This is a genomic window from Streptomyces viridosporus T7A (assembly GCF_008704515.1).
GTDB lineage: Bacteria > Actinomycetota > Actinomycetes > Streptomycetales > Streptomycetaceae > Streptomyces > Streptomyces viridosporus.
This window is the reverse complement of sequence record NZ_CP023700.1, coordinates 6,098,459-6,120,937: the sequence shown is the minus strand read 5'-3', so window position 1 is coordinate 6,120,937 and position 22,479 is coordinate 6,098,459. Positions and strand designations below refer to the sequence as shown.

The 22,479-nt window shown below is 72.1% G+C and carries 22 protein-coding genes; 6 read left to right on the top strand and 16 right to left on the bottom strand.

The features are described 5' to 3' along the window. Positions 1-57: 57 nt before the first annotated feature. A complete protein-coding gene (locus tag CP969_RS28260) occupies positions 58-2,103 on the bottom strand; it encodes an APC family permease (protein ID WP_016824329.1) in 2,046 nt (681 codons plus the stop codon). Positions 2,104-2,804: 701 nt separating this feature from the next. On the opposite strand from CP969_RS28260, the gene CP969_RS28255 reads away from it, so the two are divergent. After that, positions 2,805-3,476, top strand: a complete 672-nt coding sequence (locus CP969_RS28255; protein ID WP_004982424.1) for a potassium channel family protein — start codon at positions 2,805-2,807, stop codon at positions 3,474-3,476. Continuing rightward, the gene (locus CP969_RS28250; protein ID WP_016824331.1) at positions 3,476-4,153 is read left to right on the top strand and encodes a potassium channel family protein; all 678 of its coding nucleotides are present in this window, start codon (positions 3,476-3,478) and stop codon (positions 4,151-4,153) included. Before CP969_RS28255 ends, CP969_RS28250 begins: the two co-directional genes overlap by 1 nt. 96 nt (positions 4,154-4,249) lie before the next feature. On the opposite strand, the gene CP969_RS28245 is transcribed toward CP969_RS28250, so the two are convergent. The 8 genes from CP969_RS28245 to CP969_RS28210 form a co-directional block, all read right to left on the bottom strand. Then, the gene (locus tag CP969_RS28245) at positions 4,250-5,026 is read right to left on the bottom strand and encodes a DUF3159 domain-containing protein (RefSeq protein ID WP_004982428.1); all 777 of its coding nucleotides are present in this window, start codon (positions 5,024-5,026) and stop codon (positions 4,250-4,252) included. A gap of 3 nt (positions 5,027-5,029) precedes the next feature. Then, positions 5,030-5,428 carry an OB-fold nucleic acid binding domain-containing protein gene (locus CP969_RS28240; protein ID WP_004982430.1) on the bottom strand — a complete coding sequence of 133 codons (399 nt, stop codon included), beginning with the start codon at positions 5,426-5,428 and terminating at the stop codon, positions 5,030-5,032. Between the two features lie 109 nt (positions 5,429-5,537). Continuing rightward, positions 5,538-6,218 carry a response regulator gene (locus tag CP969_RS28235; RefSeq protein WP_016824333.1) on the bottom strand — a complete coding sequence of 227 codons (681 nt, stop codon included), beginning with the start codon at positions 6,216-6,218 and terminating at the stop codon, positions 5,538-5,540. Continuing rightward, positions 6,215-8,761, bottom strand: a complete 2,547-nt coding sequence (locus CP969_RS28230) for a sensor histidine kinase (RefSeq protein ID WP_016824334.1) — start codon at positions 8,759-8,761, stop codon at positions 6,215-6,217. Before CP969_RS28230 ends, CP969_RS28235 begins: the two co-directional genes overlap by 4 nt. A 44-nt stretch (positions 8,762-8,805) precedes the next feature. Then, a complete protein-coding gene (locus tag CP969_RS28225; RefSeq protein ID WP_004982436.1) occupies positions 8,806-9,597 on the bottom strand; it encodes an ABC transporter ATP-binding protein in 792 nt (263 codons plus the stop codon). A 190-nt stretch (positions 9,598-9,787) separates the two neighbouring features. After that, positions 9,788-10,540, bottom strand: coding sequence for a DUF3710 domain-containing protein (locus CP969_RS28220; RefSeq protein ID WP_004982437.1), 753 nt, complete (start codon positions 10,538-10,540; stop codon positions 9,788-9,790). Position 10,541: 1 nt separating this feature from the next. Further along, positions 10,542-11,102, bottom strand: coding sequence for a dUTP diphosphatase (gene dut, locus CP969_RS28215; protein WP_004982438.1), 561 nt, complete (start codon positions 11,100-11,102; stop codon positions 10,542-10,544). Further along, positions 11,099-11,683, bottom strand: a complete 585-nt coding sequence (locus CP969_RS28210) for a PaaI family thioesterase (RefSeq protein ID WP_004982439.1) — start codon at positions 11,681-11,683, stop codon at positions 11,099-11,101. Before CP969_RS28210 ends, dut begins: the two co-directional genes overlap by 4 nt. A gap of 112 nt (positions 11,684-11,795) precedes the next feature. Between CP969_RS28210 and CP969_RS28205 the strand changes: the two genes are divergently transcribed. Continuing rightward, on the top strand, positions 11,796-12,257 hold the full coding sequence (locus CP969_RS28205; RefSeq protein ID WP_004982440.1) for a DUF3093 domain-containing protein: 462 nt from the start codon (positions 11,796-11,798) through the stop codon (positions 12,255-12,257). Positions 12,258-12,323: 66 nt separating this feature from the next. On the opposite strand, the gene CP969_RS28200 is transcribed toward CP969_RS28205, so the two are convergent. The 4 genes from CP969_RS28200 to CP969_RS28185 form a co-directional block, all read right to left on the bottom strand. Then, a complete protein-coding gene (locus CP969_RS28200; RefSeq protein WP_026084814.1) occupies positions 12,324-13,292 on the bottom strand; it encodes a hypothetical protein in 969 nt (322 codons plus the stop codon). Between the two features lie 13 nt (positions 13,293-13,305). After that, positions 13,306-13,602, bottom strand: coding sequence for a DUF4193 domain-containing protein (locus CP969_RS28195; RefSeq protein ID WP_003993510.1), 297 nt, complete (start codon positions 13,600-13,602; stop codon positions 13,306-13,308). 393 nt (positions 13,603-13,995) lie between these two features. After that, positions 13,996-15,237, bottom strand: coding sequence for a sensor histidine kinase (locus CP969_RS28190; RefSeq protein WP_004982442.1), 1,242 nt, complete (start codon positions 15,235-15,237; stop codon positions 13,996-13,998). Positions 15,238-15,243: 6 nt separating this feature from the next. After that, positions 15,244-15,897: a response regulator transcription factor gene (locus CP969_RS28185; protein WP_004982445.1), complete on the bottom strand. Its 654-nt coding sequence runs from the start codon at positions 15,895-15,897 to the stop codon at positions 15,244-15,246. A 449-nt stretch (positions 15,898-16,346) separates the two neighbouring features. Between CP969_RS28185 and CP969_RS33320 the strand changes: the two genes are divergently transcribed. After that, positions 16,347-16,520, top strand: coding sequence for a hypothetical protein (locus tag CP969_RS33320; protein WP_016824338.1), 174 nt, complete (start codon positions 16,347-16,349; stop codon positions 16,518-16,520). A 172-nt stretch (positions 16,521-16,692) separates the two neighbouring features. Here CP969_RS33320 and CP969_RS28180 read toward each other — a convergent pair whose 3' ends face one another. Beyond that, positions 16,693-17,508, bottom strand: a complete 816-nt coding sequence (locus tag CP969_RS28180; RefSeq protein ID WP_004982448.1) for an inositol monophosphatase family protein — start codon at positions 17,506-17,508, stop codon at positions 16,693-16,695. A gap of 8 nt (positions 17,509-17,516) precedes the next feature. After that, positions 17,517-18,644 carry a ferrochelatase gene (locus CP969_RS28175; RefSeq protein ID WP_016824339.1) on the bottom strand — a complete coding sequence of 376 codons (1,128 nt, stop codon included), beginning with the start codon at positions 18,642-18,644 and terminating at the stop codon, positions 17,517-17,519. Positions 18,645-18,780: 136 nt separating this feature from the next. Between CP969_RS28175 and CP969_RS28170 the strand changes: the two genes are divergently transcribed. Next, on the top strand, positions 18,781-20,019 hold the full coding sequence (locus tag CP969_RS28170) for an MFS transporter (protein ID WP_016824340.1): 1,239 nt from the start codon (positions 18,781-18,783) through the stop codon (positions 20,017-20,019). Next, positions 19,979-21,298, top strand: coding sequence for a D-arabinono-1,4-lactone oxidase (locus tag CP969_RS28165; RefSeq protein ID WP_016824341.1), 1,320 nt, complete (start codon positions 19,979-19,981; stop codon positions 21,296-21,298). The genes CP969_RS28170 and CP969_RS28165 overlap by 41 nt, the downstream gene beginning before the upstream one ends. Here the strand turns inward: CP969_RS28165 and CP969_RS28160 are convergent. Further along, on the bottom strand, positions 21,222-22,022 hold the full coding sequence (locus CP969_RS28160; RefSeq protein WP_026084815.1) for a hypothetical protein: 801 nt from the start codon (positions 22,020-22,022) through the stop codon (positions 21,222-21,224). The two genes, CP969_RS28165 and CP969_RS28160, sit on opposite strands and share 77 nt — an antisense overlap. Positions 22,023-22,479: the final 457 nt, after the last annotated feature.

Sequence of the window (22,479 nt, the reverse complement as noted above, 5' to 3'; positions counted from 1 at the left end):
TCGAGAGCGGGCGGGCGGGCCCGTGGGCCCGTGGGCCCGTGACAACAGCCCACCAGTCTACGTGTGCGTGGAGGTGTCCTTCGCCCGCTCCGCCGGACCGCGCCGCACCGAGCCGGGCGCGGCCCACTCCTGCCGCCTGCGGACACGCCGTTTGGCCACCTCGGAGGACTGCAGCTGGTACGGCACCGAGGTCACCATCACACCCGGGGTGAACAGCAGCCGGCCCTTGAGCCGCAGCGCGCTCTGGTTGTGCAGCAGGTGCTCGTACCAGTGGCCGACCACGTACTCGGGGATGACGACCGAGACGACGTCGCGCGGCGACTCCCTGCGCAGGCCCTTCACGTACTCGATGACCGGCCGCGTGACCTCCCGGTACGGGGAGTCGAGCACCTTCAGGGGGACGTCGATGCCGCGCCGCTCCCACTCCGCCTGCAGCGCCCTGGTCTCCGCCGGGTCCACGTTGACGCTGAGCGCCTCGAGGGTGTCCGAGCGCATCAGCTTGGCGTAGGCGAGCGCCCGCAGCGTGGGACGGTGGATCTTGGAGACCAGGACGACCGAGTGGACCCGGGAGGGCCGCACCATGTCGTCGCTCGGGATCTCCGGGGCCGCGATCTCCTCGGCGACGCGGTCGTAGTGCCTGCGGATCGCCGTCATCGTCGCGTAGAAGATGCACATGCCGAGCAGCGCGACCCAGGCGCCGTGGCTGAACTTGGTGACGAGCACGACGACCAGCACCAGGCCGGTGAAGAAGGCACCGAAGGCGTTGATGGCCCGCGAGCGGATCATGTGGCGCCGCTTGGCCTGCTCCCTCTCGGTGGCCAGCAGGCGGTTCCAGTGCCGGACCATGCCGGTCTGGCTGAGCGTGAAGGACACGAACACGCCGACGATGTAGAGCTGGATCAGCCGCGTGGAGTCGGCGCCGTAGATCCACACCAGCAGTCCCGCGGCGCTCGCGAGCAGCACGATGCCGTTGGAGAAGGCGAGGCGGTCGCCGCGGGTGTGCAGCTGACGGGGGAGGTAGCGGTCCTGGGCGAGGATCGAGCCGAGCAGCGGGAAGCCGTTGTAGGCGGTGTTCGCGGCGAGGAACAGCACCAGCGCGGTGGCGGCGGCGAGGATCATGAACAGGAGGCTGCCGTGGCCGAAGACGGCCTCGGCGACCTGCGAGATCACCGGGTCCTGCACATAGTCCGGGCCGAGCGGGACGCCGTCGTGGATCAGGTCCACGGCCGGGTTCTCGGCCATGCGGACGCGGGTGGCCGCCGCCAGCGCGATGATGCCGCAGAACATGCTGACGGCGAGCAGGCCCATCATCGCGAGCGTGGTCGCCGCGTTCCGCGACTTGGGCTTGCGGAAGGCGGGGACGCCGTTGGAGATCGCCTCGACGCCGGTGAGCGCGGCGCAGCCGGAGGAGAAGGCCCGCAGCAGGAGGAAGACCAGGGCGAAGCCCGCCAGGCCGGGGTGTTCGGGCTTGATCTCGAAGTCCGCGGTCGGCGCCCGCATCTCGTCGCCGAGCACCACCGCGCGGAACGCCCCCCACACGATCATGGTGAAGACGCCCGCGACGAAGACGTACGTCGGAATCGCGAAGAGGGTGCCCGACTCCCTGACCCCGCGCAGGTTCATCAGCGTCAGCAGCACGATCACGCCGATCGCGCAGGCCACCTTGTTCTCGACGACGAACGGGATCGCCGAGCCCAGGTTCTCGATGCCGGCGGAGATCGACACGGCGACCGTCAGGACGTAGTCGACGAGCAGGGCGCTCGCGACGGTCAGCCCGGCCCTGGGGCCGAGGTTGGTGGTGGCCACCTCGTAGTCGCCGCCGCCGCTGGGGTACTCGCGGACGTTCTGCCGGTAGGAGGCGACGACGGTGAACATCAGCACGACGACCGCGACGGCGATCCAGGGGCTGAAGTGGTACGCCGACAGGCCCGCGATGGACAGGACCAGCAGCACCTCACCGGGCGCGTACGCCACGGAGGACAGCGGGTCGGAGGCGAAAACGGGGAGTGCGACGCGCTTCGGCAGAAGTGTTTCCCCCAGCCGGTCGCTGCGCAGTGCGCGCCCGATCAGAATCCGTTTGGGCACGTCGGTCAGTTTGGACACAACAGAGGATCGTAAGCCTTCGGAGGAGGGACCGCCCACCCTCCCCCGCTCCCGGTTTCGCTCGGGCGGGGGTGCCTCCTCCCCGCGTTCGAACGGCCTCTGCCCTCCGGGTGAAATCACCGGATGATCGACTCGTGGATTCAGCAGGTCGGGGCACTTCCATGCCTATATGACTGAGCCCTGTCCGTGAGGGCCGAGCCCAGCCCGTCGCCCGGCCGCCCCTCCGGTTGCCCTCGTCCGTCGCCGCTCCGTGGAGGTTCCATGCCCACGCCCGCAGAACTGATCGGTGCCGTGGCCGCCCTCGTCGGCCTTGGATTCCTCGCGCTGGCGAGCGTGCGGAGCATCACGCGCCGCTGACCGCACGCCCCGCGGTGTTCCCCCGCGCCCTCTCGCGCCCTCTCGCGCCCTCCCGCGCCCTCCCGCGTCCTCTCGTGTGCTCCCTTCCCGGCCCTTTCCGGCCCTTTCCGGCTCCGCCCGTCCGTCCGGGCGCCGGGCACTCCCACGGGGTGCGGATACGTTGGACTCGGGCAGGTGGACGCGGTGGCCGGGCCCCGGAGGGCTTCGAAACCGTGTTCCCCCGGCATGATGTTGCCCGGCGGCCCGCACTCAGGCCGCGACGTGTTGCCTGGCGAGCCGAAAGAGAGACATGAGCACGAGAGCCATGAAGGTCGAAGGGCCTGCAGGAAGCGCGGTGTGACGCGATGCATATTGTCATCATGGGCTGCGGAAGGGTCGGGTCCGCTCTGGCCCAGACCCTGGAGGAGCAGGGTCACACGGTCGCCGTGATCGACCAGGACCCCACCGCCTTCCGCCGGCTGGGCTCCGCGTTCGGCGGACGCCGGGTCACCGGGGTCGGTTTCGACCAGGACACCCTGCGCGAGGCGGGCATCGAGGAGGCGGGCGCCTTCGCCGCCGTCTCCAGCGGCGACAACTCCAACATCATCGCCGCGCGGGTGGCCCGGGAGATGTTCGGCATCGAGAACGTCGCCGCCCGCATCTACGACCCCCGCCGCGCCGAGGTCTACCAGCGCCTCGGCATCCCCACCGTGGCGACGGTCCGGTGGACGGCCGACCAGATGCTGCGCCGGCTGCTCCCCTCGGGAGCCGAGCCGCTGTGGCGCGACCCCACCGGCGGGGTGCAGCTCGCCGAGGTGCACACCTCCCCGGCCTGGGTGGGGCACAGGATCAGCAGGCTGCAGGAGGAGACCGGCGTCCGCGTCGCGTTCCTGACCCGGCTCGGCGAGGCGATCCTGCCCAGTTCGCAGACGGTGCTGCAGGACGGCGACCTGGTGCACGTGATGATGCGCACCGACGAGATCGACCGGGTCGAGGCGGCGTTCGCCAAGGGCCCCGAAGAGAAGGGCGGTCACTGATGAGGGTCGCCATTGCCGGAGCCGGGGCGGTCGGCCGCTCGATCGCGGGCGAACTGCTGGAGAACGGCCACGAGATCCTGCTCATCGACAAGGCGCCGACCGCCATCTCGGTCGAGCGCGTCCCGCAGGCCGAGTGGCTGCTCGCCGACGCCTGCGAGATCACGTCCCTGGACGAGGCGGCGCTCCAGCGCTGCAACGTCGTCATCGCGGCGACCGGGGACGACAAGGTCAACCTCGTCGTCTCGCTGCTCGCCAAGACCGAGTACGGGGTTCCGCGGGTCGTCGCCCGGGTGAACAACCCGAAGAACGAGTGGCTGTTCACCGAGGCCTGGGGCGTGGACGTCGCCGTCTCCACCCCGCGCCTGATGTCGGCGCTGGTGGAGGAGGCGGTCAGCGTCGGCGACCTGGTGCGGCTGCTGCGCTTCAGCCACGGCGACGCCAACCTCGTCGAGCTGACCCTGCCCGAGGAGTCGGCGCTGGCCGGCACCCGGGTCGGCGACGTCCAGTGGCCGCAGGACACCTCGCTGGTCACCATCATCCGCGGCACGCGCGTGCTGACCCCGACCCGGGAGGACTCCCTGGAGGCGGGCGACGAGCTGCTCTTCGTGGCCGCCCAGGCCCGCGAGGAACAGCTGGAGGACCTGCTCTCGGTGCGCCGGGACGAGACGGCGCGCTGAGCACCGCCGTCGACGACGCGAGGGCGCCCGGAGATCCCGTGATCTCCCGGCGCCCTCGTGCACGTACGGGCCGCAGCGGGCTCGCCCCGCCGGGGGCTACCCCTGCCGTCGGTGCCGGCCGGCCGGCGTCGCCCCGCCGTTCTCCTGCGCGGCCGCGGCCCTGCGCTCCTCCTCGCGTTCCTCCTCCTCGCGCTCCTTCGCCTCCATCTCCGCGAACACGTCGATCGGCGGGGGCGCCTTCGCCAGGAACACCCACGTCAGGTACACGGCGAGCAGGAACGGCGGGATCTTCAGCGCGACCAGCACCCAGCCCAGCTGGGTCGTGTCCGCCCACCAGTACAGCGGGAACAGGATCGCGCTCTTGCCGAGCAGGATCAGCCCCCAGGCCCAGCTGGCCTTGGTGTAGGCCTTCTTCCGGCCGGGGTTGCGGGTGCGCCAGGAGAGGTTCTCCCGGAAGACGGGGCCCAGCATCAGGCCGATCAGCGGGACACCGGCCATCGCGGTGATGATGTACGCCAGGGCCAGGCCCAGGGTGTAGAGCATGCCGGGCAGGTAGAAGTCCTTGGCGTTGCCGGTCATCATCGCGAAGACCACGCCGAAGCCGACGCCGAAGACCCCGCTGAAGGCGTGCTTGACGGTGTCCTTCATCACCAGCCGGACCACGACCAGCACCAGCGACACGGCGAGCGCCGCGATCGCCGACATGTGCAGGTCCTTGTTGACCGTGTAGATGCTGACGAAGAGGAGGCCGGGCAGTACCGTCTCGACCATGCCCCGCACTCCGCCGAACGCCTCGAACAACGCGGCCTCGGTCACCGCCCGGGCGTCGTCCGCGGATGTGTCTTCGGTTGTCGGCTTGTCGAGCGACGTCACCGGCTACTCCCGTCCGAGGGGTCTCAGTTCGTATTTCGGATTGAACAGCACCCGGCGGCCCCGGCTCATCGAGATCCGGCCCGATGCGATCAGTTTGCGCCCCGGTTCTATCCCCACGATGGAGCGCCTGCCGAGCCACACCACGTCCAGCGCGGCGGAGCCGTCGAACAGCTCGGCCTCCAGGGCCGGGACGCCCGCGCGCGGCCGCAGCGTGACCGTGCGCAAGGTACCAGTAACCGTCACGATCTGACGGTCCTGACAGTCGTCTATGGGGGTACAGCCGGCGGTCTCGGCGTCCTCGCGCAGCTCCTCGGACTCCAGGTCCTCCTGCGACGAGGAGAGCCGGTCGAGCATGCGCCGGAACCGGCCCGTCGGCTTCTCGTGACGAGGAACAGCACTCATACGTGAAGCGTACCGGGGTGCCCCGAGGGTTCCGTACCCGCTGCTCCACCCGCCCGAACCGGCCGGCGCCCGGCTTCTCCCGCGTCGCGCGCCGGCACCGCCCCGGCCTTCACCTCTCGAAGCGGTAGCCCCTGCCCGGCTCGGTGATGAAGTGCTTCGGGCGGGACGGGTCGGCCTCCAGCTTCCGGCGCAACTGCGCCATGTACACGCGCAGGTAGTTCGTCTCCGTCCCGTACGACGGCCCCCACACCTCCCGCAGCAGCTGCTTCTGCGCCACCAGGCGACCGCCGGCCCGCACCAGCACCTCCAGCAGGTGCCACTCGGTGGGGGTCAGCCGTACGTCCTTGCCGTCGCGGTTGACCTTCTTCGCGGCCAGGTCGACGGTGAACGTGCCGGTCTCCACCACCACGTCGCCCTCGTCGCCGACGGGCTCGGCGCGGCGCACGGCGGCCCGCAGCCGGGCCAGCAGCTCGTCCATGCCGAAGGGCTTGGTGACGTAGTCGTCGGCCCCCGCGTCCAGCGCCTGGACCTTCTCCGCGGAGGCGTGCCGCGCGGACAGCACCAGGATCGGGACCCGGGACCAGCCGCGCAGCCCCTTGATCACCTCGACGCCGTCCATGTCGGGCAGGCCCAGGTCGAGGACGACCACGTCGGGGTGGCGGGCCGCGGCCAGCTCCAGCGCGCCGGCTCCGTCGTGGGCCGCGTCGACCTCGTAGGAACGTGCCTTGAGGTTGATCACGAGGGCGCGCACGAGCGCCGGCTCGTCGTCGACCACCAGCACACGGGTCATGAGGGCTGCCTTTCCGGTTCTGCGGCGGGGACGGGCTCCGGGCACTCCGCCGCCGCCGCGCGGAGGGTGAGCGTCATGGTGAGGCCCCCACCGGGGGTGTCCTCGGCGTCGAGGGTGCCGCCCATGGCCTCGGCGAAGCCGCGCGCGACGGCCAGCCCGAGACCGACCCCGGCTCCGCGCGGGGCGTCGCCGTGCCGCTGGAAGGGTTCGAAGATGCGGCCCTTCGCCTCGTCGGGCACTCCGGGCCCGCGGTCGACCACCCGCACCTCGACCCGGTCGGCGTGGGCGCTGGCGGCGACCAGCACGGGGACGCCGGGCGGGCTGTACTTGACGGCGTTCTCGACCACGTTGGCCATCGCCCGCTCCAGCAGCCCGGCATCCGCGGCGACCATGGGCAGGGTCTCGGGGACGTCCAGGGCGACGCTGCCCTCGGGCACCCCGCCGAGCGCCATCGGCACCACCTCGTCCACGTCGATCTCGCGGATCAGCGGGGTGACCGTTCCGGTGTGCAGCCGTGACATGTCGAGCAGGTTGCCCACCAGGTGGTCCAGCCGGTCGGCGCCCTCCTCGATGCTGGCGAGCAGTTCGGCGGTGTCCTCCGGCGACCAGTCGACGTCCTCGGAGCGCAGGGAGGAGACCGCCGCCTTGATCCCGGCCAGCGGGGTGCGCAGATCGTGGCTGACGGCGGCCAGCAGCGCGGTGCGGATGCGGTTGCCCTCGGCGAGGGCGCGGGCCCGGTCGGCCTCCTCCCGCAACCGGCGGTGGTCCAGCACGACGGCGGCCTGCGCGGCGAAGGCGGCGAGCACCCGGCGGTCCTCGGCGGGCAGCACCCGGCCGGTCAGCGCGAGCGCCATGTGGTCGCCGGCCGGCACGTCCACGTCCGCGTCCTCGGGCCGCTCCACCGGCCGCCCGCGGCCCGCGCGTCCGGCGCAGGTCCACGGTGCGACGTCGGCGGCGCGTTCCAGCAGGGCCGCCGACTCCATGCCGAAGGTCTCGCGCACCCGTTCCAGCAGGTCCTCCAGGCCGGTCTCGCCGCGCAGCACGTTCCCGGCGAGATAGGACAGGATCTCCGACTCGGCGCGCAGCCGGGCCGCCTGGTGGGTGCGGCGGGCGGCGAGGTCGACGACGGAGGCCACCGCCACGCCGACGGCGACGAAGACCACGATGGCGACGAGGTTCTTGGGATCGGAGACGGTCCAGGTGTGCAGGGGCGGGGTGTAGAAGTAGTTGAGCAGCAGGGAGCCGACCACCGCCGAGCCCAGGGCCGGCCACAGTCCGCCGAGCAGGGCCGCCGCGACGGTCAGCGCCAGGAACAGCAGCATGTCGTTGGCGAACCCCGGGTTCACGGCGCTGATCAGCACGGCCAGCAGCACCGGACCGGCCACGCCGACCGCCCAGCCCGCCACCGTGCGCGACCGCCCGAGCCGGGCGCCCCGGGCCACCGGCAGCCCGCGCCCCTTGGCGATCGCCTCGTGGGTGACGATGTGCACGTCCAGGTCCGGCCCGGAGTCCCGCGCGACGGTCGCGCCGACCCCGGGGCCGAAGACGTACTGCCACGTCTTGCGGCGCGAGGAGCCCAGCACGATCTGCGTGGCGTTCACCCCGCGGGCGAAGGCGAGCAGGGCGGCCGGTACGTCGTCGCCGACGACGTGGTGGAAGGTGCCGCCCAGGTCCTCCACCAGGGCGCGCTGCTCGACGAGTTCCTTCGGCGAGGCGGCGGTGAGTCCGTCGCCGCGGGCGATGTAGACGGCGAGGACCTCGCCGCCGGCCCCCTTCTCCGCCAGCCGCGCGGCCCGCCGGATCAGGGTCCGGCCCTCGGGCCCCCCGGTCAGGCCGACGACGATCCGCTCGCGCGAGCCCCATATCGCGGAGACCTCGTGCTCGCTGCGGTAGCGCTGGAGGTGGGCGTCGACCCGGTCGGCCACCCACAGCAGCGCCAGTTCCCTCAGCGCGGTGAGGTTGCCGAGGCGGAAGTAGTTCGACAGGGCCGCGTCGACCTTGTCCGGCTGGTAGACGTTGCCGTGCGCCATGCGGCGGCGCAGCGCCTCGGGCGCCATGTCGACCAGCTCGATCTGGTCCGCCCGCCGCACCACCTCGTCCGGCACGGTCTCCCGCTCCCGTACGCCCGTGATCGACTCCACGACGTCGCCCAGCGATTCGAAGTGCTGGATGTTGACCGTCGACAGCACGTCGATCCCGGCGGCCAGCAGTTCCTCCACGTCCTGCCAGCGCTTGGCGTTGCGGGACCCGGGGACGTTGGTGTGGGCGAGCTCGTCGACGAGGGCCACCTGGGGGCGGCGAGCGAGGACGGCGTCGAGGTCCATCTCGGGGAGGACCCTCCCGCGGTGTTCCAGCTCCCTGGGCGGGATCCGTTCCAGGCCGTGCAGCAGCGCCTCGGTGCGCGGCCGGCCGTGGTGCTCGACGAACGCCACCACGCAGTCGGTGCCGCGCTCGGCGCGCCGGTGCGCCTCGGACAGCATCGCGTACGTCTTGCCGACGCCCGGTGCCGCACCGAGGTGGATCCGAAGCTTGCCGCGTCCCATGGCCTCATGGTCTTCCGGTCGAACTTGGCTGGGCGCAGTCGACCTTACGGCCGGGCGCCGCGGTCCGGGGGCCCGGGCCGGGGTTCGGGGCCCGTCCCCGGTGCGGCCCCGGCGCCGGTGCGGGGCGTACCGGGGCCGGTTCCCCGGTGCTCGACGATCTCACCGTCGCTCAGTTCCAGGACGCGGTCGGCGAGGTCGAGCAGGGTCGCGTCGTGCGTGGCGACGAGCGCGGTGACCCGCTCGCTGTGGACGACCGCGCGCAGCAGCTCCATCACGGCGTGCCCGGTCTCCGCGTCCAGCTGGCCGGTCGGCTCGTCGGCGATGAGGAGGGAGGGCCGGTTGGCGAGGGCGCGGGCGATGGCGACCCGCTGCTGCTGGCCGCCGGACAGCTCGCCGGGCCGCTGTGCCGCGTGGTCGGCGAGGCCCACCAGGGACAGCAGCAGCTCGACCCGTTCCTCGCGCTCGCGCGGGTCGGCCCGGCGCAGCCGCAGCGGGACGCCGACGTTCTCGGCCGCGGTGAGGATCGGGATGAGGCCGAAGGACTGGAAGACGAAGCCGACGCGGTCCCGGCGCAGGGCGAGCAGCCCGTTCTCGTCGAGTCCGGCGAGGTCGAGTCCGTCGATCTCGACCCGCCCCCGGTCGGGCGCGTCGAGGCCGCCGACGATGTTCAGGAGCGTGGTCTTGCCGGAGCCCGAGCGCCCCTTGAGGGCGACCAGCTCACCGCGCGGGACGTCGAAGGAGACGCCGCGCAGCGCGTGGACCGCGGCGGCTCCGGTGCCGTACGAACGGTGCACGTCCGCCACGCGCACCATGGTCTCGGTGCTCACCTGACTCATCCGGACGACCTCCCCCGTGGACCGGGCGCCAGTATCGCCACCGGACGCCCGGTCGATCAACGGTCGGGGCCGGGTCGTCCCCCGTGGGTGAGGGTCTCCCGGGCGACGAAGAGGTGGCCGGTGCCAAAGGGGCCGCGCACCACGAAGGGCCGCACCCGGTGGGTGCGGCCCCGGTCGGAATCCCCTCGTGTCAGCGGACCTCGGTGATCTCCGGCCCGCGCTGCAGCTGGCCCATGCCGCCCGCGAAGCGGGAGCCCTCCTCCTGCTGGACGTTCTCCGGGACCATCTGGGCGTCGTTCGGCAGCTTCAGGACGATCGGGTCGCGCGGTGCCATCGGCCCGTCGCCGCGCACCACGACCGTGTCCCGGAAGATCTGCTCCAGCAGCCCGGCGGCCTGCGGCTGCACCGCGCCCTGGCCCGAGATCACTCCGCGCAGGAACCAGCGGGGGCCGTCCACGCCGACGAACCGCACGACCTGGAAGCCGCCGGTCCCGTCCGGCAGCTGCACCGGCACCTGGGCCCGCAGCTCCCAGCCCAGCGGACCCTCGACCTCGTCGATGATGCCGCCCTGCTGGGTGATCCCGGCCGCGATCTCCTCGCGCACCTCGCCCCAGATGCCCTCGCGCTTGGGAGCGGCGAAGGCCTGCAGCTGGATGGCGCTGTCGCGCAGCACGACGGTGGCCGCGACGATCGCGTCGCCCGCGACCTCGACCCGCAGCTCCATGCCGTCGACGCCGGGCACGAACAGGCCGCCCAGGTCGACCCGGCCCTCGCCGGGTTCACGGACCTCGGACCTGTCCCAGGGCCCGTCGGGCCGCGGGGCCGGCTCGAGCCTCAGCCGCCCGGCCTCACCGTCCGCCTCAGTGTCGACACCGTCGACGACCTGCTCGGCCTCGCCGGCCGCACCCTCGGCGGCATCCCTCTTCTTGCGACGTCCGAACACGTCACTGTCCTTCCCGGTCGGATACGACCGAAGCGTATCGATTCCCACCCGCTGTGCCGCCCAGGGCGGCCTGACCGCTTGTGCCTCTCTCGCCCTCCACCGAGGCATGCCCGCCGGTGGACCCGAAGCCCCCCTCGGCCCGCGCCGAGCCGGGAAGCTCCGCCACCGGCACGAAGCGGACCCTCTCGACCTGCTGGACGACCAGTTGGGCAATCCGGTCGAAGCGCTCGAACCGCACGGTCTCGCGCGGGTCGAGATTCACCACGATCACCTTGATCTCCCCACGGTACCCGGCATCAACCGTCCCCGGGGCATTCACCAGGGCGACGCCGCAACGGGCGGCGAGACCGGACCGCGGGTGCACGAAGGCCGCGTACCCCTCGGGCAGCGCCACAGACACCCCGGTGGGCAGTACCGCCCGCTCGCCGGGAGCCAGCCGGCACGCCTCGGTGGTCCGCAGATCGGCTCCCGCGTCACCCGGGTGCTCGTACGCCGGGAGCGGTACGTCCGGGTCGACGCGCCGGATCAGTACCTCGAGCCCGCCGCCGCGGGGCTCGCTCACGGGTTCACCTCGAAGGCGCGGACCCGCCGGACCTGGTCCGGGTCGTTCATCGCGGCCCGGATCTCCTCCTCGCGGCCGTGGTCGACGAAGTGGTCGACCTTGACCTCGACGAACAGCGCGTCGGCACGGACCGCGACGGGTCCGTCCGGGCCGCCGATGCGTCCGGTGGCGCTGCTGTAGATCTTCCGTCCGGCCACCGCCGTGACCTCCGCCTCCAGGTGCAGCGTCGTGCCGACCGGCACGGGGCGGACGAAGTCGGTCTCCAGCCTGCCGGTCACCGCGATGACGCGCAGCAGCCAGTTCAGCGAGCCGAGCGCCTCGTCCAGGGCGGTGGCGAGCACCCCGCCGTGCGCGAGGCCCGGGGCGCCCTGGTGGGCGGCCTGCACGGTGAACTCGGCGGTGATCGACACCCCTTGGCCGGCCCGGGCCTGGAGGTGCAGCCCGTGGGCCTGCTCCTCACCACAGCCGAAACACTGGCCGTAGTGGGCACCGAGGAGTTCGCCGGGCGCGGGGGCGTCCGGGTGGCGCACCGGTTTCGCGGCGTCGGCCGGGGGCTGAAGGGCTGCGGAAGTACCACTCACAGCCGCAGACCTTACCCGCCCGTCCGCCGCCCATCCCCGCCCCGCCGGGCAGTGCTTCACCCCGGCCGCCCTGATGGCGGTCCCGCCCCGGCACCGTGCCAAGCTTGGATCCATGCAGCTCTCCGCCGCCCCGTACGAAGAACGCCTGACCGCTCCCCGCTCCTGGTGGCTGATCTCCTTCCTGGTGGGGGTCTCGATGGCGCTGATCCTGCTGCCGTTCGGCACGCTGCCGATGCTCGGCGGTCTGGCCTGCGGCACCGCCGTCGCGGCGGTCGTGGCCAGTTCCTACGGCGCGGTGCGCATCCGGGTCGTGGGCGGCAGCCTGATCGCGGGCGAGGCGAGGATCCCGGTGACGGCGCTGGGCGAGGCGGAGGTCCTGGACGCCGAGGAGGCCCGCGCCTGGCGCACCCACAAGGCCGACCCGCGCTCCTTCATGCTGCTGCGCGCCTACATCCCCGGGGCGCTGCGCGTGGAGATCACGGACCCGGAGGACCCGACCCCCTACGTCTTCCTGTCGACCCGTGAGCCGGAGCGGCTGGCCGAGGCGCTGCGGGCGGCGAAGGCCGCCGCGTAGCCGTACCGCGGGGTCACCCGGGGTCGCCCGGGGAACACGCGGGCGAGGCCTCACCCGGGAGGCGCCTCACGCTCTCCCGTGCCCCTCGCCCTTCCTCGTCCTTGCGGTGCGGCCGCCGAGCTCCTTGAGGGCGTCCTCGGGAAGGCGGTCCACGTCCAGGGCGTCCGCGGGCCGCTCCAGGGCGGGCAGCGCGGGCAGCGCGTCCCAGGGCACCTGGATCCTGCGCAGGTCCGTCCGGACGCGGTCGGCGAGCTTTCTGGTGTCCCGGCGGTTCATGACCGCGCCGACGGCGGCTCCCACCAGGAACGGCATCAGGTTCGGCAGGTTGCGGACCGTGCGCTTCATGATCCGCTGGCGCAGTTCGCGCTTCATGCGGCTGTTCATCGCCGCGCTCACGGTCGAGGGCTTCGTCGCCTCGATCCCGCGCTCCTGCGACCAGGAGTTCAGGTACACGGTGCTGCGCTGGGTGAGGCCGCCGGCCGGCCGTACGCCGTAGACCTCGTGGAGTTCGGCGATCAGCTTGAGTTCGATCGCCGCGACGCCGGTGATCTCGGCGGCCAGCTCCGCCGGTATCGCGGGCGGCACGGGAAGCATCGCCGCCGCACCGACTCCGGCCCCGACGGTCGCCGTGGCCCTCGTGGCTCCCGCCACGAGCTTGTCGGCGAGCTCCTCCGGGCCGAGTCCGGGGAACTGGTCGCGCAGCGTCCCCAGGTCCCGTACGGGCACGCGCGGGGCGATCTCGACGATCCGGTCCGCGAGGTGCGCCAGCCCCGCACGCGCGCGGGCACCGCCCTTGCGGGCGCCCTCCCTGGCCTTCTCCCGGAACGCCGCGGCCCGCCGACGGGCCACGGGGGCGGTGACCTCCACGGACACCGGGAGGTCACCCCGGTCGACTGCCGATTCGAGCGAGGCCGCCCCGGTACCGGTTGAGCCCCGCTCGTCGTCACGCGTGTCGTGCTGCGGGCCGTCCTGCGGCCCTTTGTCCGCTCCCCTCTGGAGGAAGCGGCGCTTCCGGGGAGGGGTCGAGCCAGTCACGGCCGACCCCTCCTCAGTCGCAGTCGCGGCAGATCGGCTGGCCGTTCTTCTCGCGGGCCAGCTGGCTGCGGTGGTGCACCAGGAAGCAGCTCATGCAAGTGAACTCGTCCTGCTGCTTGGGAAGTACCCGGACGGCCAGTTCCTCGTTCGAAAGGTCCGCCCCGGGCAGTTCGAGGCCCTCGGCGGCCTCGAACTCGTCGACGTCCACGGCGGAGGCCGACTTGTCGTTCCGGCGGGCCTTCAGTTCTTCGAGGCTGTCCGAGTCGACGTCGTCGTCGGTCTTGCGTGGAGTGTCGTAATCGGTTGCCATGTCGCTCTCCCCCTCTGGGTGTCTGCGGTGTCTCCAGCGCACGTAACGCGTGAGAGGCCGGACTTGTGCCCGACCTGAGGCGGAGATTTTGCCTCACATCAAGGTCTGTTACTCAATCGACACCCAACCGGACTCCTCATGAGTGATCGGCTTGGATGGCGAAGGGGACCGTACACGGTCCGAATGCCGCACTTCAAAGCCGCCTCACCCTGTACTTCCCGTGATCAGGGGACCTGAAAACCGGGATTTTCCCGGCCTTTCCACGGGTCGCATGATCACGGAGAGTAGATGGCCGGAAAATCGCCCGTGTGATCGATCACACACGAGAACGTCCGGAAGGTGGTCCGAGAATTCCGCGCGAAGCGAACATCCCCGTGTGTCGACGGCATGGTCTCAGACGGGCAGGGTGAAGCGCATCACCAGCCCGCCGCCCTCGCGCGGGCGGGCCGAGACGTGCCCGCCGTGCGCCCGGGCCACCGACCGGACGATGGACAGCCCGAGTCCCACGCCCTTGTCGCTGCCGGTGCGCTCGGTGCGCAGCCGCCGGAACGGCTCGAAGAGGTTGTCGATCTCGTACGCCGGCACGACCGGGCCCGTGTTGGACACCTCCAGGACCGCCTGGCCGTGCTGGACCCGGGTGGTGACCTCGACCCAGCCGCCCTCGGGCACGTTGTAGCGCACGGCGTTCTGCACCAGGTTCAGGGCGACCCGCTCCAGCAGCACGCCGTTGCCCTGGACGACCGCGGGCTCACTGCTGGAGCGGATCTCCACGCCCGTGGCCTCCGCCTCGGCGTGCACCTGGTCGATGGCCTGGGAGGCCACCTCGGCGAGGTCCACGGCCTTGCGCTCGACGATCTGGTTGTCGCTGCGGGCGAGCAGCAGCAGGCCCTCGACGAGCTGTTCACTGCGCTCGTTGGTGGCCAGCAGGGTCTTGCCGAGCTGCTGGAGCTCCACCGGCGCGGTCGGGTCGGAGAGGTGCACCTCCAGGAGCGTGCGGTTGATCGCCAGCGGGGTGCGCAACTCGTGCGAGGCGTTGCCGACGAAGCGCTGCTGGGCGGTGAACGCCCGCTCGAGCCGCTCCAGCATGTCGTCGAAGGTGTCGGCCAGCTCCTTCAGCTCGTCGTCCGGGCCGTCCAGCTCGATCCGGCGGGACAGGTCCGAGCCCGCCACCGCACGGGCGGTGCGGGTGATCCGGCCCAGCGGCGACAGCACGCGGCCCGCCATGGCGTAGCCGAAGGCGAAGGCGATGACGGCGAGGCCCAGCAGGGCCCCCAGGGAGCGGCTGAGCAGGTCGTCCAGGGCGTGCTGGCGCTGCACCGCGTTGCACTGCTTCAACATCTCGTTGAGCTGGCTGTTGTCGGTCGCGCCCTGCAACTGCGGGCAGGTCTCGCTGGTGATGGTTATGTTGGTGCCGATCACCTTGAAGGACTGGCCGCTGCCGTCGTGCAGGGCCTGGGCGGCCAGCAGGTAGATGATCGACAGCAGCAGGATGCCGGCGATCAGGAACATGCCGCCGTACAGCAGCGTGAGACGTATCCGGATGGTCGGACGCAGCCACGGGAAGGGCGGCTCCGGCTTCCTCGGGTCCCAGGTGGGCTTGGGGGGCGCGGTGGGGGGCGCGGGGGTGGCAGCCATCGTTCATCAGATCCGGTAACCGGAGCCGGGCACGGTCACGATGACCGGCGGCTCGCCCAGCTTGCGGCGCAAGGTCATCACGGTCACCCGCACCACGTTGGTGAAGGGGTCGGTGTTCTCGTCCCAGGCCTTCTCCAGCAGCTGCTCCGCGGAGACGACCGCGCCCTCGCTGCGCATGAGCACCTCCAGGACGGCGAACTCCTTGGGCGCGAGCTGGACCTCCCTGCCGTCGCGGAAGACCTCGCGGCGGTTGGGGTCGAGCTTGATCCCGGCGCGCTCCAGAACGGGCGGCAGCGGCACGCTCGTACGCCGTCCGAGGGCCCGCACGCGTGCGATGAGCTCGCTGAACGCGAAGGGCTTGGGCAGGTAGTCGTCGGCGCCGATCTCCAGCCCCTCGACGCGGTCACTGACGTCACCGGACGCCGTGAGCATCAGTACGCGCGTGGGCATGCCGAGCTCGACGATCCTGCGGCAGACGTCGTCACCGTGCACGAGCGGGAGGTCGCGGTCGAGGACCACCACGTCGTAGTCGTTGACGCCGATGCGCTCCAGGGCGGCCGCACCGTCGTACACGACGTCGACGGCCATGGCCTCCCGGCGCAGTCCGGTGGCCACCGCATCGGCGAGCAGTTGCTCGTCCTCGACGACGAGTACGCGCACGTCGCTTGTCCTTCCTCATGTCCTGCCGGGCGGCGCCGGTGGGCGCACGCCTGCAGGGATGCCGTGGGTGTGTCGGCCTCCATCCTGCCTTTTCCGTCCATAAGTCGGCGGTAAGGCAAGTGGGCGACCGGCGCGGGCACGGTGGCGAAGAGGTACGGGGCCGGGAGACGTCCGGGGGAACGGGACGCGAATACAAGATTTTCTCGCGCGGTGAGGTTTCCCCGGAAGGCAGCTTGGGGAGGACGGGTCTTACATCCCGCGATCACGCTCTGCACGTACCGCACCACCATGCGGTACGCATCGAATTGCTTCCGCAGAGCGGGCGTGGATGCCCGGCACCGTCGCCTCCGGCCGTGCGGGACCGGGCATCCGCTTCAGACGTGATCATCCCTTCCGAACGGCACACCCCCGTGCCACCGACCCACCGACCCAGGACGAGGGGGCGCAGCATGGACGCATTCACCGCAGGACTTCTGCAGCGCATAAAGGCGACCGAGTCCGACCTGACGCGGGCTCGTGACGAGGGCGACGACTTCCTCGTCGAGGTGGAGCAGGGCGAGCTCGACGACCTGCGCCGCCTCGCCGCCGAGCATGGCGTGGAGGTCGGCGCGTCCGGCGTCTGATCAGCCCGTGGGAAGCGGGCCCCGGCGGATCCTGCGCCGGGGCCCGCTTTCCTGTTCGTCCGCCCTCCTGTTCCCCTTCTCCGCTTCGTCCCCTCCGGGGCGGCGGCGCCGGTGGGCCCGTGCCGGGGACCTGTGGGCCCGTGCCGGGGCCGGTGGCCCGTGCTCCGCGGTTCTAGTCGTGCCAGGCCCCGAAGTCCTCCAGGAGCCGCTGGAGGGGCTCGAAGACGCCCGGGACGGCCGCGACCGCGAGGTCCCACGACGGGCGCCGGCCGGGGCGCCCGCCGGTCAGCGCGCCCGCCTCGCGGGCGATCAGGTCACCTGCGGCGAGGTCCCAGGGGTGCAGTCCGCGCTCGTAGTAGCCGTCGAGGCGGCCCGCGGCCACGTCGCACAGGTCCACCGCGGCCGAACCGCCGCGCCGGATGTCCCTCAGCAGGGGGATCAGCCGCTGCGCGACGTCGGCCTGGTGGGTGCGGACCCCGGCGACGTAGTTGAAGCCGGTCGAGACCAGGGCCTGGTCCAGGGGCGGTGCGGGCCGGCAGGTGAGCCTGCGCTCGCCGTCCCAGGCGCCCGTGGCCCAGGCGCCGCCGCCGCGCACCGCGTGGTAGGCCTCGCCCCGCATCGGGGCGGCGACGGCTCCGGCCACCGTCTCGCCGTCCTGCTCGGCGGCGATGGAGACGGCCCAGGTGGGCAGGCCGTACAGGTAGTTGACCGTGCCGTCGAGCGGGTCGATCACCCAGCGGATGCCGCTGGTGCCCTCGCTGGTGGCGCCCTCCTCGCCGAGGAAGCCGTCCTGCGGACGGCGCTCGGCGATCAGCGTGGTGATCAGCTTCTCGGCCGCGAGGTCCATCTCGGTGACGACGTCGATCGGGCTGGACTTGGTGGCGGCGACCGCCAGGTCGGCCGGTCGGCCGTCCCGCAGCAGCTCGCCCGCGCGCCGTGCCGCCTCGCGGGCGAGGTGGAGCAGTTCCGCGTGCAGGGGGTCGGTCACGGGGCTCCTCATGCGTAGGGGCTGTCGGCGCCCGCGGCGGCGGGGTGCGGGGTGCGGGCCGGGCAGCAGCCGACCGGGCAGAGGTCGTGGCTGGCGCCCAGCGCGCCCAGGGCGCACGGCGTGACGTCCTGCCCGCGCTCGGTGGCGGCGCGCTCCAGGACCAGCTCGCGGATCGCGGCGGCGAACCGCGGGTCGTCGCCGACGGTCGCCGAGCGGCGCACCGGCAGGCCCAACTCCTCCGCCTTGGCGCTGGCCTCGGTGTCGAGGTCGTAGATGACCTCCATGTGGTCGGAGACGAAGCCGATGGGGGCCATCACCACGGCCGGGGCCCCGGCCGCGTGCCGCTCCTCGAGGTGGTCGCAGATGTCGGGCTCCAGCCAGGGGATGTGCGGGGCGCCGGAGCGGGACTGGTAGACGAGCTGCCAGGGGCGGTCCACGCCGGTGCGCTCCCGGACGGCGTCGGCGATCAGCCGGGCCACGTCCAGGTGCTGCCGGACGTAGGCGCCGCCGTCGCCGTGCTCCTCGACCGGGCCGGAGGTGTCGGCGGCGGAGGTGGGGATCGAGTGGGTGCAGAAGGCGAGGTGCGCCCCGTCCCGGACCTCCTCGGGGAGGTCGGCGAGCGACCGGATCACCCCGTCGATCATGGGCTCCAGGAAGCCGGGGTGGTTGAAGTAGTGCCGCAGCTTGTCGAGCTTCGGCAGCTCCAGGCCCTCCGACTCCAGGGCCGCGAGCGCGTCGGCGAGGTTCTCGCGGTACTGGCGGCAGCCGGAGTACGAGGCGTAGGCGCTGGTGGCCAGGACGAGGATGCGGCGGTGGCCGTCCCGCACCATCTCGCGCAGGGTGTCGGTGAGGTACGGCGCCCAGTTGCGGTTGCCCCAGTAGACCGGCAGGTCCAGGCCGTGGTCGGCGAAGTCCTTGCGCAGCGCGTCCAGCAGGGCACGGTTCTGGTCGTTGATGGGGCTGACCCCACCGAACATGAAGTAGTGCTGCCCGACTTCCTTCAGGCGTTCCTTGGGGATGCCGCGTCCGCGCGTGACGTTCTCCAGGAACGGGACCACGTCGTCCGGGCCTTCGGGGCCGCCGAAGGAGAGCAGGAGCAGGGCGTCATAGGGGGTGGCATCGAGCAGGTCAGACATGTCTCGATCCTGCCACTCGGCGCCGACGGCCGGGGAAGGGCGGGGTGCGGGGCGGTTTTTCCGGGTGCGTTAGGGTGACCTAACCAGTAAGCTGTACCGACTGCGGTCGCACCTTACTGAGACCTTCGGAGCTCCCGTGCCCAGCCCTTATCGCGCCCTGTTCGCCGCTCCCGGCAGCAAGGCCTTCTCCGCCGCGGGGTTCCTCGGCCGCATGCCGCTGTCCATGATGGGCATCGGCGTGGTGACCATGGTCTCCCAGCTCACGGGACGCTACGGCCTGGCCGGTGCCCTGGCGGCCACCATCGCGCTGGCCGCCGCCGTGGCCGGCCCGCAGGTCTCCCGTCTGGTGGACCAGTACGGGCAGCGGCGGGTGCTGCGCCCGGCGACGCTGATCTCGCTCGTCGCCGCGGCGGGGCTGCTGCTGGCCGCGCACCACGACGGGCCGGACTGGGTCCTGTTCGTCTGCTGCGCCGGCATCGGCTGCGTGCCGAGCGTCGGCGCGATGGTCCGGGCCCGCTGGGCCGCCCTGTACCGGGGCACCCCGCGCCTGCACACCGCGTACTCCTTCGAGTCCGTGGTGGACGAGATCTGCTTCATCTTCGGGCCGATCATCTCCATCGGGCTGTCCACCGCCTGGTTCCCGGAGGCCGGTCCGCTGCTCGCGGCGTGCTTCCTCGCGGTCGGCGTCTTCTGGCTGACCGAGCAGCGCGCCACCGAACCCGCGCCCCATCCGCGCGAGCGCTCGGGCGGCGGCACCGCGCTGCGCTCCGCCGGCCTGCAGGTCCTGGTCGCGACGTTCGTGGCGACGGGGGCGATCTTCGGGGCCGTCGACGTGGTCACCGTGGCCTTCGCGGAGGAGGAGGGGCACAAGGCCGCGGCCAGTGTGGTGCTCTCCGTGTACGCGCTGGGCTCCTGCGCGGCGGGCGTCGTGTTCGGGCTGCTGCGCTTCGCGGGGGCGGCGGAACGCCGGTGGCTGCTGGGCGTGTGTGCGATGGCCGTGAGTATGATCCCCCTCCTACTGGTCGGGAACCTGCCGTTTCTGGCCGTGGCGCTGTTCGTTGCGGGTCTGTCCATCGCTCCCACGATGATCACGACGATGTCCCTCATCGAAGAGCACGTACCCCGAGCGCAGCTCACCGAGGGGATGACCTGGGTGAGCACCGGGCTCGCGGTCGGTGTCGCGCTCGGCTCCTCCGTGGCCGGCTGGGTGATCGACGCGGCCGGGGCGCGGGCGGGGTACGGGGTCCCGGCGGTGTCCGGGGCCGTCGCGGTCGTGGTCGGTTTCCTCGGGTACCGCCGGCTCAAGCGGCCGGCTCCGGGTCGGGGAGGCTCCGTTGGGCAGCACAGCGAGCGCGAGGAACGGCACATGGCGTAACTGGGGAGGCAACGTCCGCGTCCGTCCCGCCCGGGAGGTCACGCCCGCCTCGGTCGACGAACTGGCCGCCGCCGTGCGCCGGGCCGCCGAGGACGGCCTGACGGTGAAGCCGGTGGGCACCGGGCACTCCTTCACCTCCATAGCCGCCACCGACGGCGTGCTGGTCCGCCCCCACCTGCTGACCGGCATACGCGACGTCGACCGCGAGGCCGGCACCGTCACGGTCGAGGCCGGCACTCCGCTGAGGAGGCTCAACGTGGCCCTCGCGCGCGAGGGCCTGTCGCTGGCCAACATGGGCGACATCATGGAGCAGACGGTCTCCGGGGCCACCAGCACCGGCACCCACGGCACCGGCCGCGACTCCGCCTCCCTCGCCGCCCAGATCCGGGGCCTGGAACTGGTCACCGCCGACGGTTCGGTGCTCACCTGCTCCCGGGAGGAGAACCCGGAGGTCTTCGCCGCCGCCCGCATCGGCCTCGGCGCCCTCGGGATCGTCACCGCGATCACCTTCGCGGTGGAGCCGATCTTCCTGCTCCACGCCCGCGAGGAGCCGATGCCCTTCGACCGGGTCTGCGCCGAGTTCGACCAACTGCACGCCGAGAACGAGCACTTCGAGTTCTACTGGTTCCCGCACACCGGCAACACCAACACCAAGCGCAACAACCGCAGCGCGGGGCCCGAACGGCCGGTGCCGCAGCTCAGGGGATGGTTCGAGGACGAGTTCCTCTCCAACGGCGTCTTCCAGGTGGTCAACTGGGTCGGCCGCGCGGTGCCCGCGGCCGTCCCGGCCATCGCGCAGGTCTCCAGCAGGGCGCTGTCCGCGCGGACCTACACCGACATCCCCTACAAGGTGTTCACCTCACCGCGCCGGGTGCGCTTCGTGGAGATGGAGTACGCCGTCCCGCGCGAGGCCCTGGTGGAGACGCTGCGCGAGCTGAAGGCGATGGTCGACCGCTCCCCCCTGCGGGTCAGCTTCCCCGTCGAGGTGCGCACCGCCCCGGCCGACGACATCACCCTGTCCACGGCGTCCGGGCGCGACAGCGCGTACATCGCCGTCCACATGTTCAGGGGCACCCCCTATCAGGGGTACTTCACCGCGGCCGAACGCATCTTCACCGCGCACGAGGGGCGACCCCACTGGGGGAAGATCCACACCCGGGACGCCGCGTACTTCTCCCGGGTGTATCCGCGCTTCGCCGAGTTCACGGCACTGCGGGACCGTCTCGACCCGGAGCGCCGGTTTCGGAACGACCATCTGCGGAGGGTCCTGGGGGCGTGAGGGACGTGCCGGGGTCCGGGCTCGTGACGCCGGGGTCCTCCGTTCCGGTGATCTCCGGCGACGGCACCGGGCCGTACGTCCCCTCGGGAGAGGCGCCGTCGGTGGGGCCGGTCCCCTCGGGAACGCCGGGGATGCCGGTCGGGGTGGGCGCCGGCTCGTCCCGGTCGGGATCCTCGAAGGGCCCGGACGTCCCGGACTCCCCGTCGGAGGGGCCGGGGTCCCGCCCGGTGGAGCCGGAGGACCCGGAGACCGCGTCACCGACCGTGGTGCCCCGCTCGCCGCTGAGGCTGCGGCCGGAGGCGAGCTCGTAGGCGGTGATCCCGGTCATCGCGACCGCGAAGACGAGGAACGCCGCGGCCACCGGCCGTTTCCAGTTCCCGGCTCCCGCCCGGCGCTTCGCCCGGTACACCGTGCCCTCGGTGAACTCCCCGGGCGCGGGCGGCGTCCGCTCGCCGGTCCGCCCGGCCCTCGCGGTGGCCCCCCGCACCTGCTCACCGGTGCGCGTGAAGAAGTGCTGGAAGAGCGTTCCGCCGCAGGTGGCGACGACACTGACGACGCCGGCCCCCAGGATCGTCCCGTAGACACCGAAGGACGAGGCGAGTTGGGCGCCCAGCACCGTGGCCGCGGCACTGCCCGCGACCTGCGGCACGCTCAGCTCGACCCGCCGCCGTTTCCCCTCCTCCGGGACACTCGACTCTCCCGCACCTTCCGACTTTCCGCGCATTACTGGACCTTGTTCGCTTTTTCCCGAATGTGAGCGATCAACCGTACGAGAAAGGGACGTACGAGCGAAATCACAGGTTCCGTTTCTGGTGGTGGGGTGAAATTTCCCACGTTCGAGATACGGACAGTTGGGCAACGGCGGCCAAGTCCGACCCCTCGCCAGAAGTCGGTCGGCGCGCCCATCCACGCACGTGGCCCGAATGGAGTACTGTGGCGAGCCCTGGGTCCGGTCTCCCGTCAGGGTGCCCGGGTCCCCGAGGACCGCCGGGAGGGGGCTAGTTGCACAGGGTGACGCAGTTGGTCACTTAGCGTTGCGAACAGGTAACCGTGCCATAACGGCGATCCAGGGCCCGCGCCCGACACGCCGGGCAACTCGGCAAGGTTGTGGCAGGCTGCACCCGGGCAGGCCACACTCGACTAGCGGAAGCAGCGACGCACGTGACGTCGGCAGGCACCAC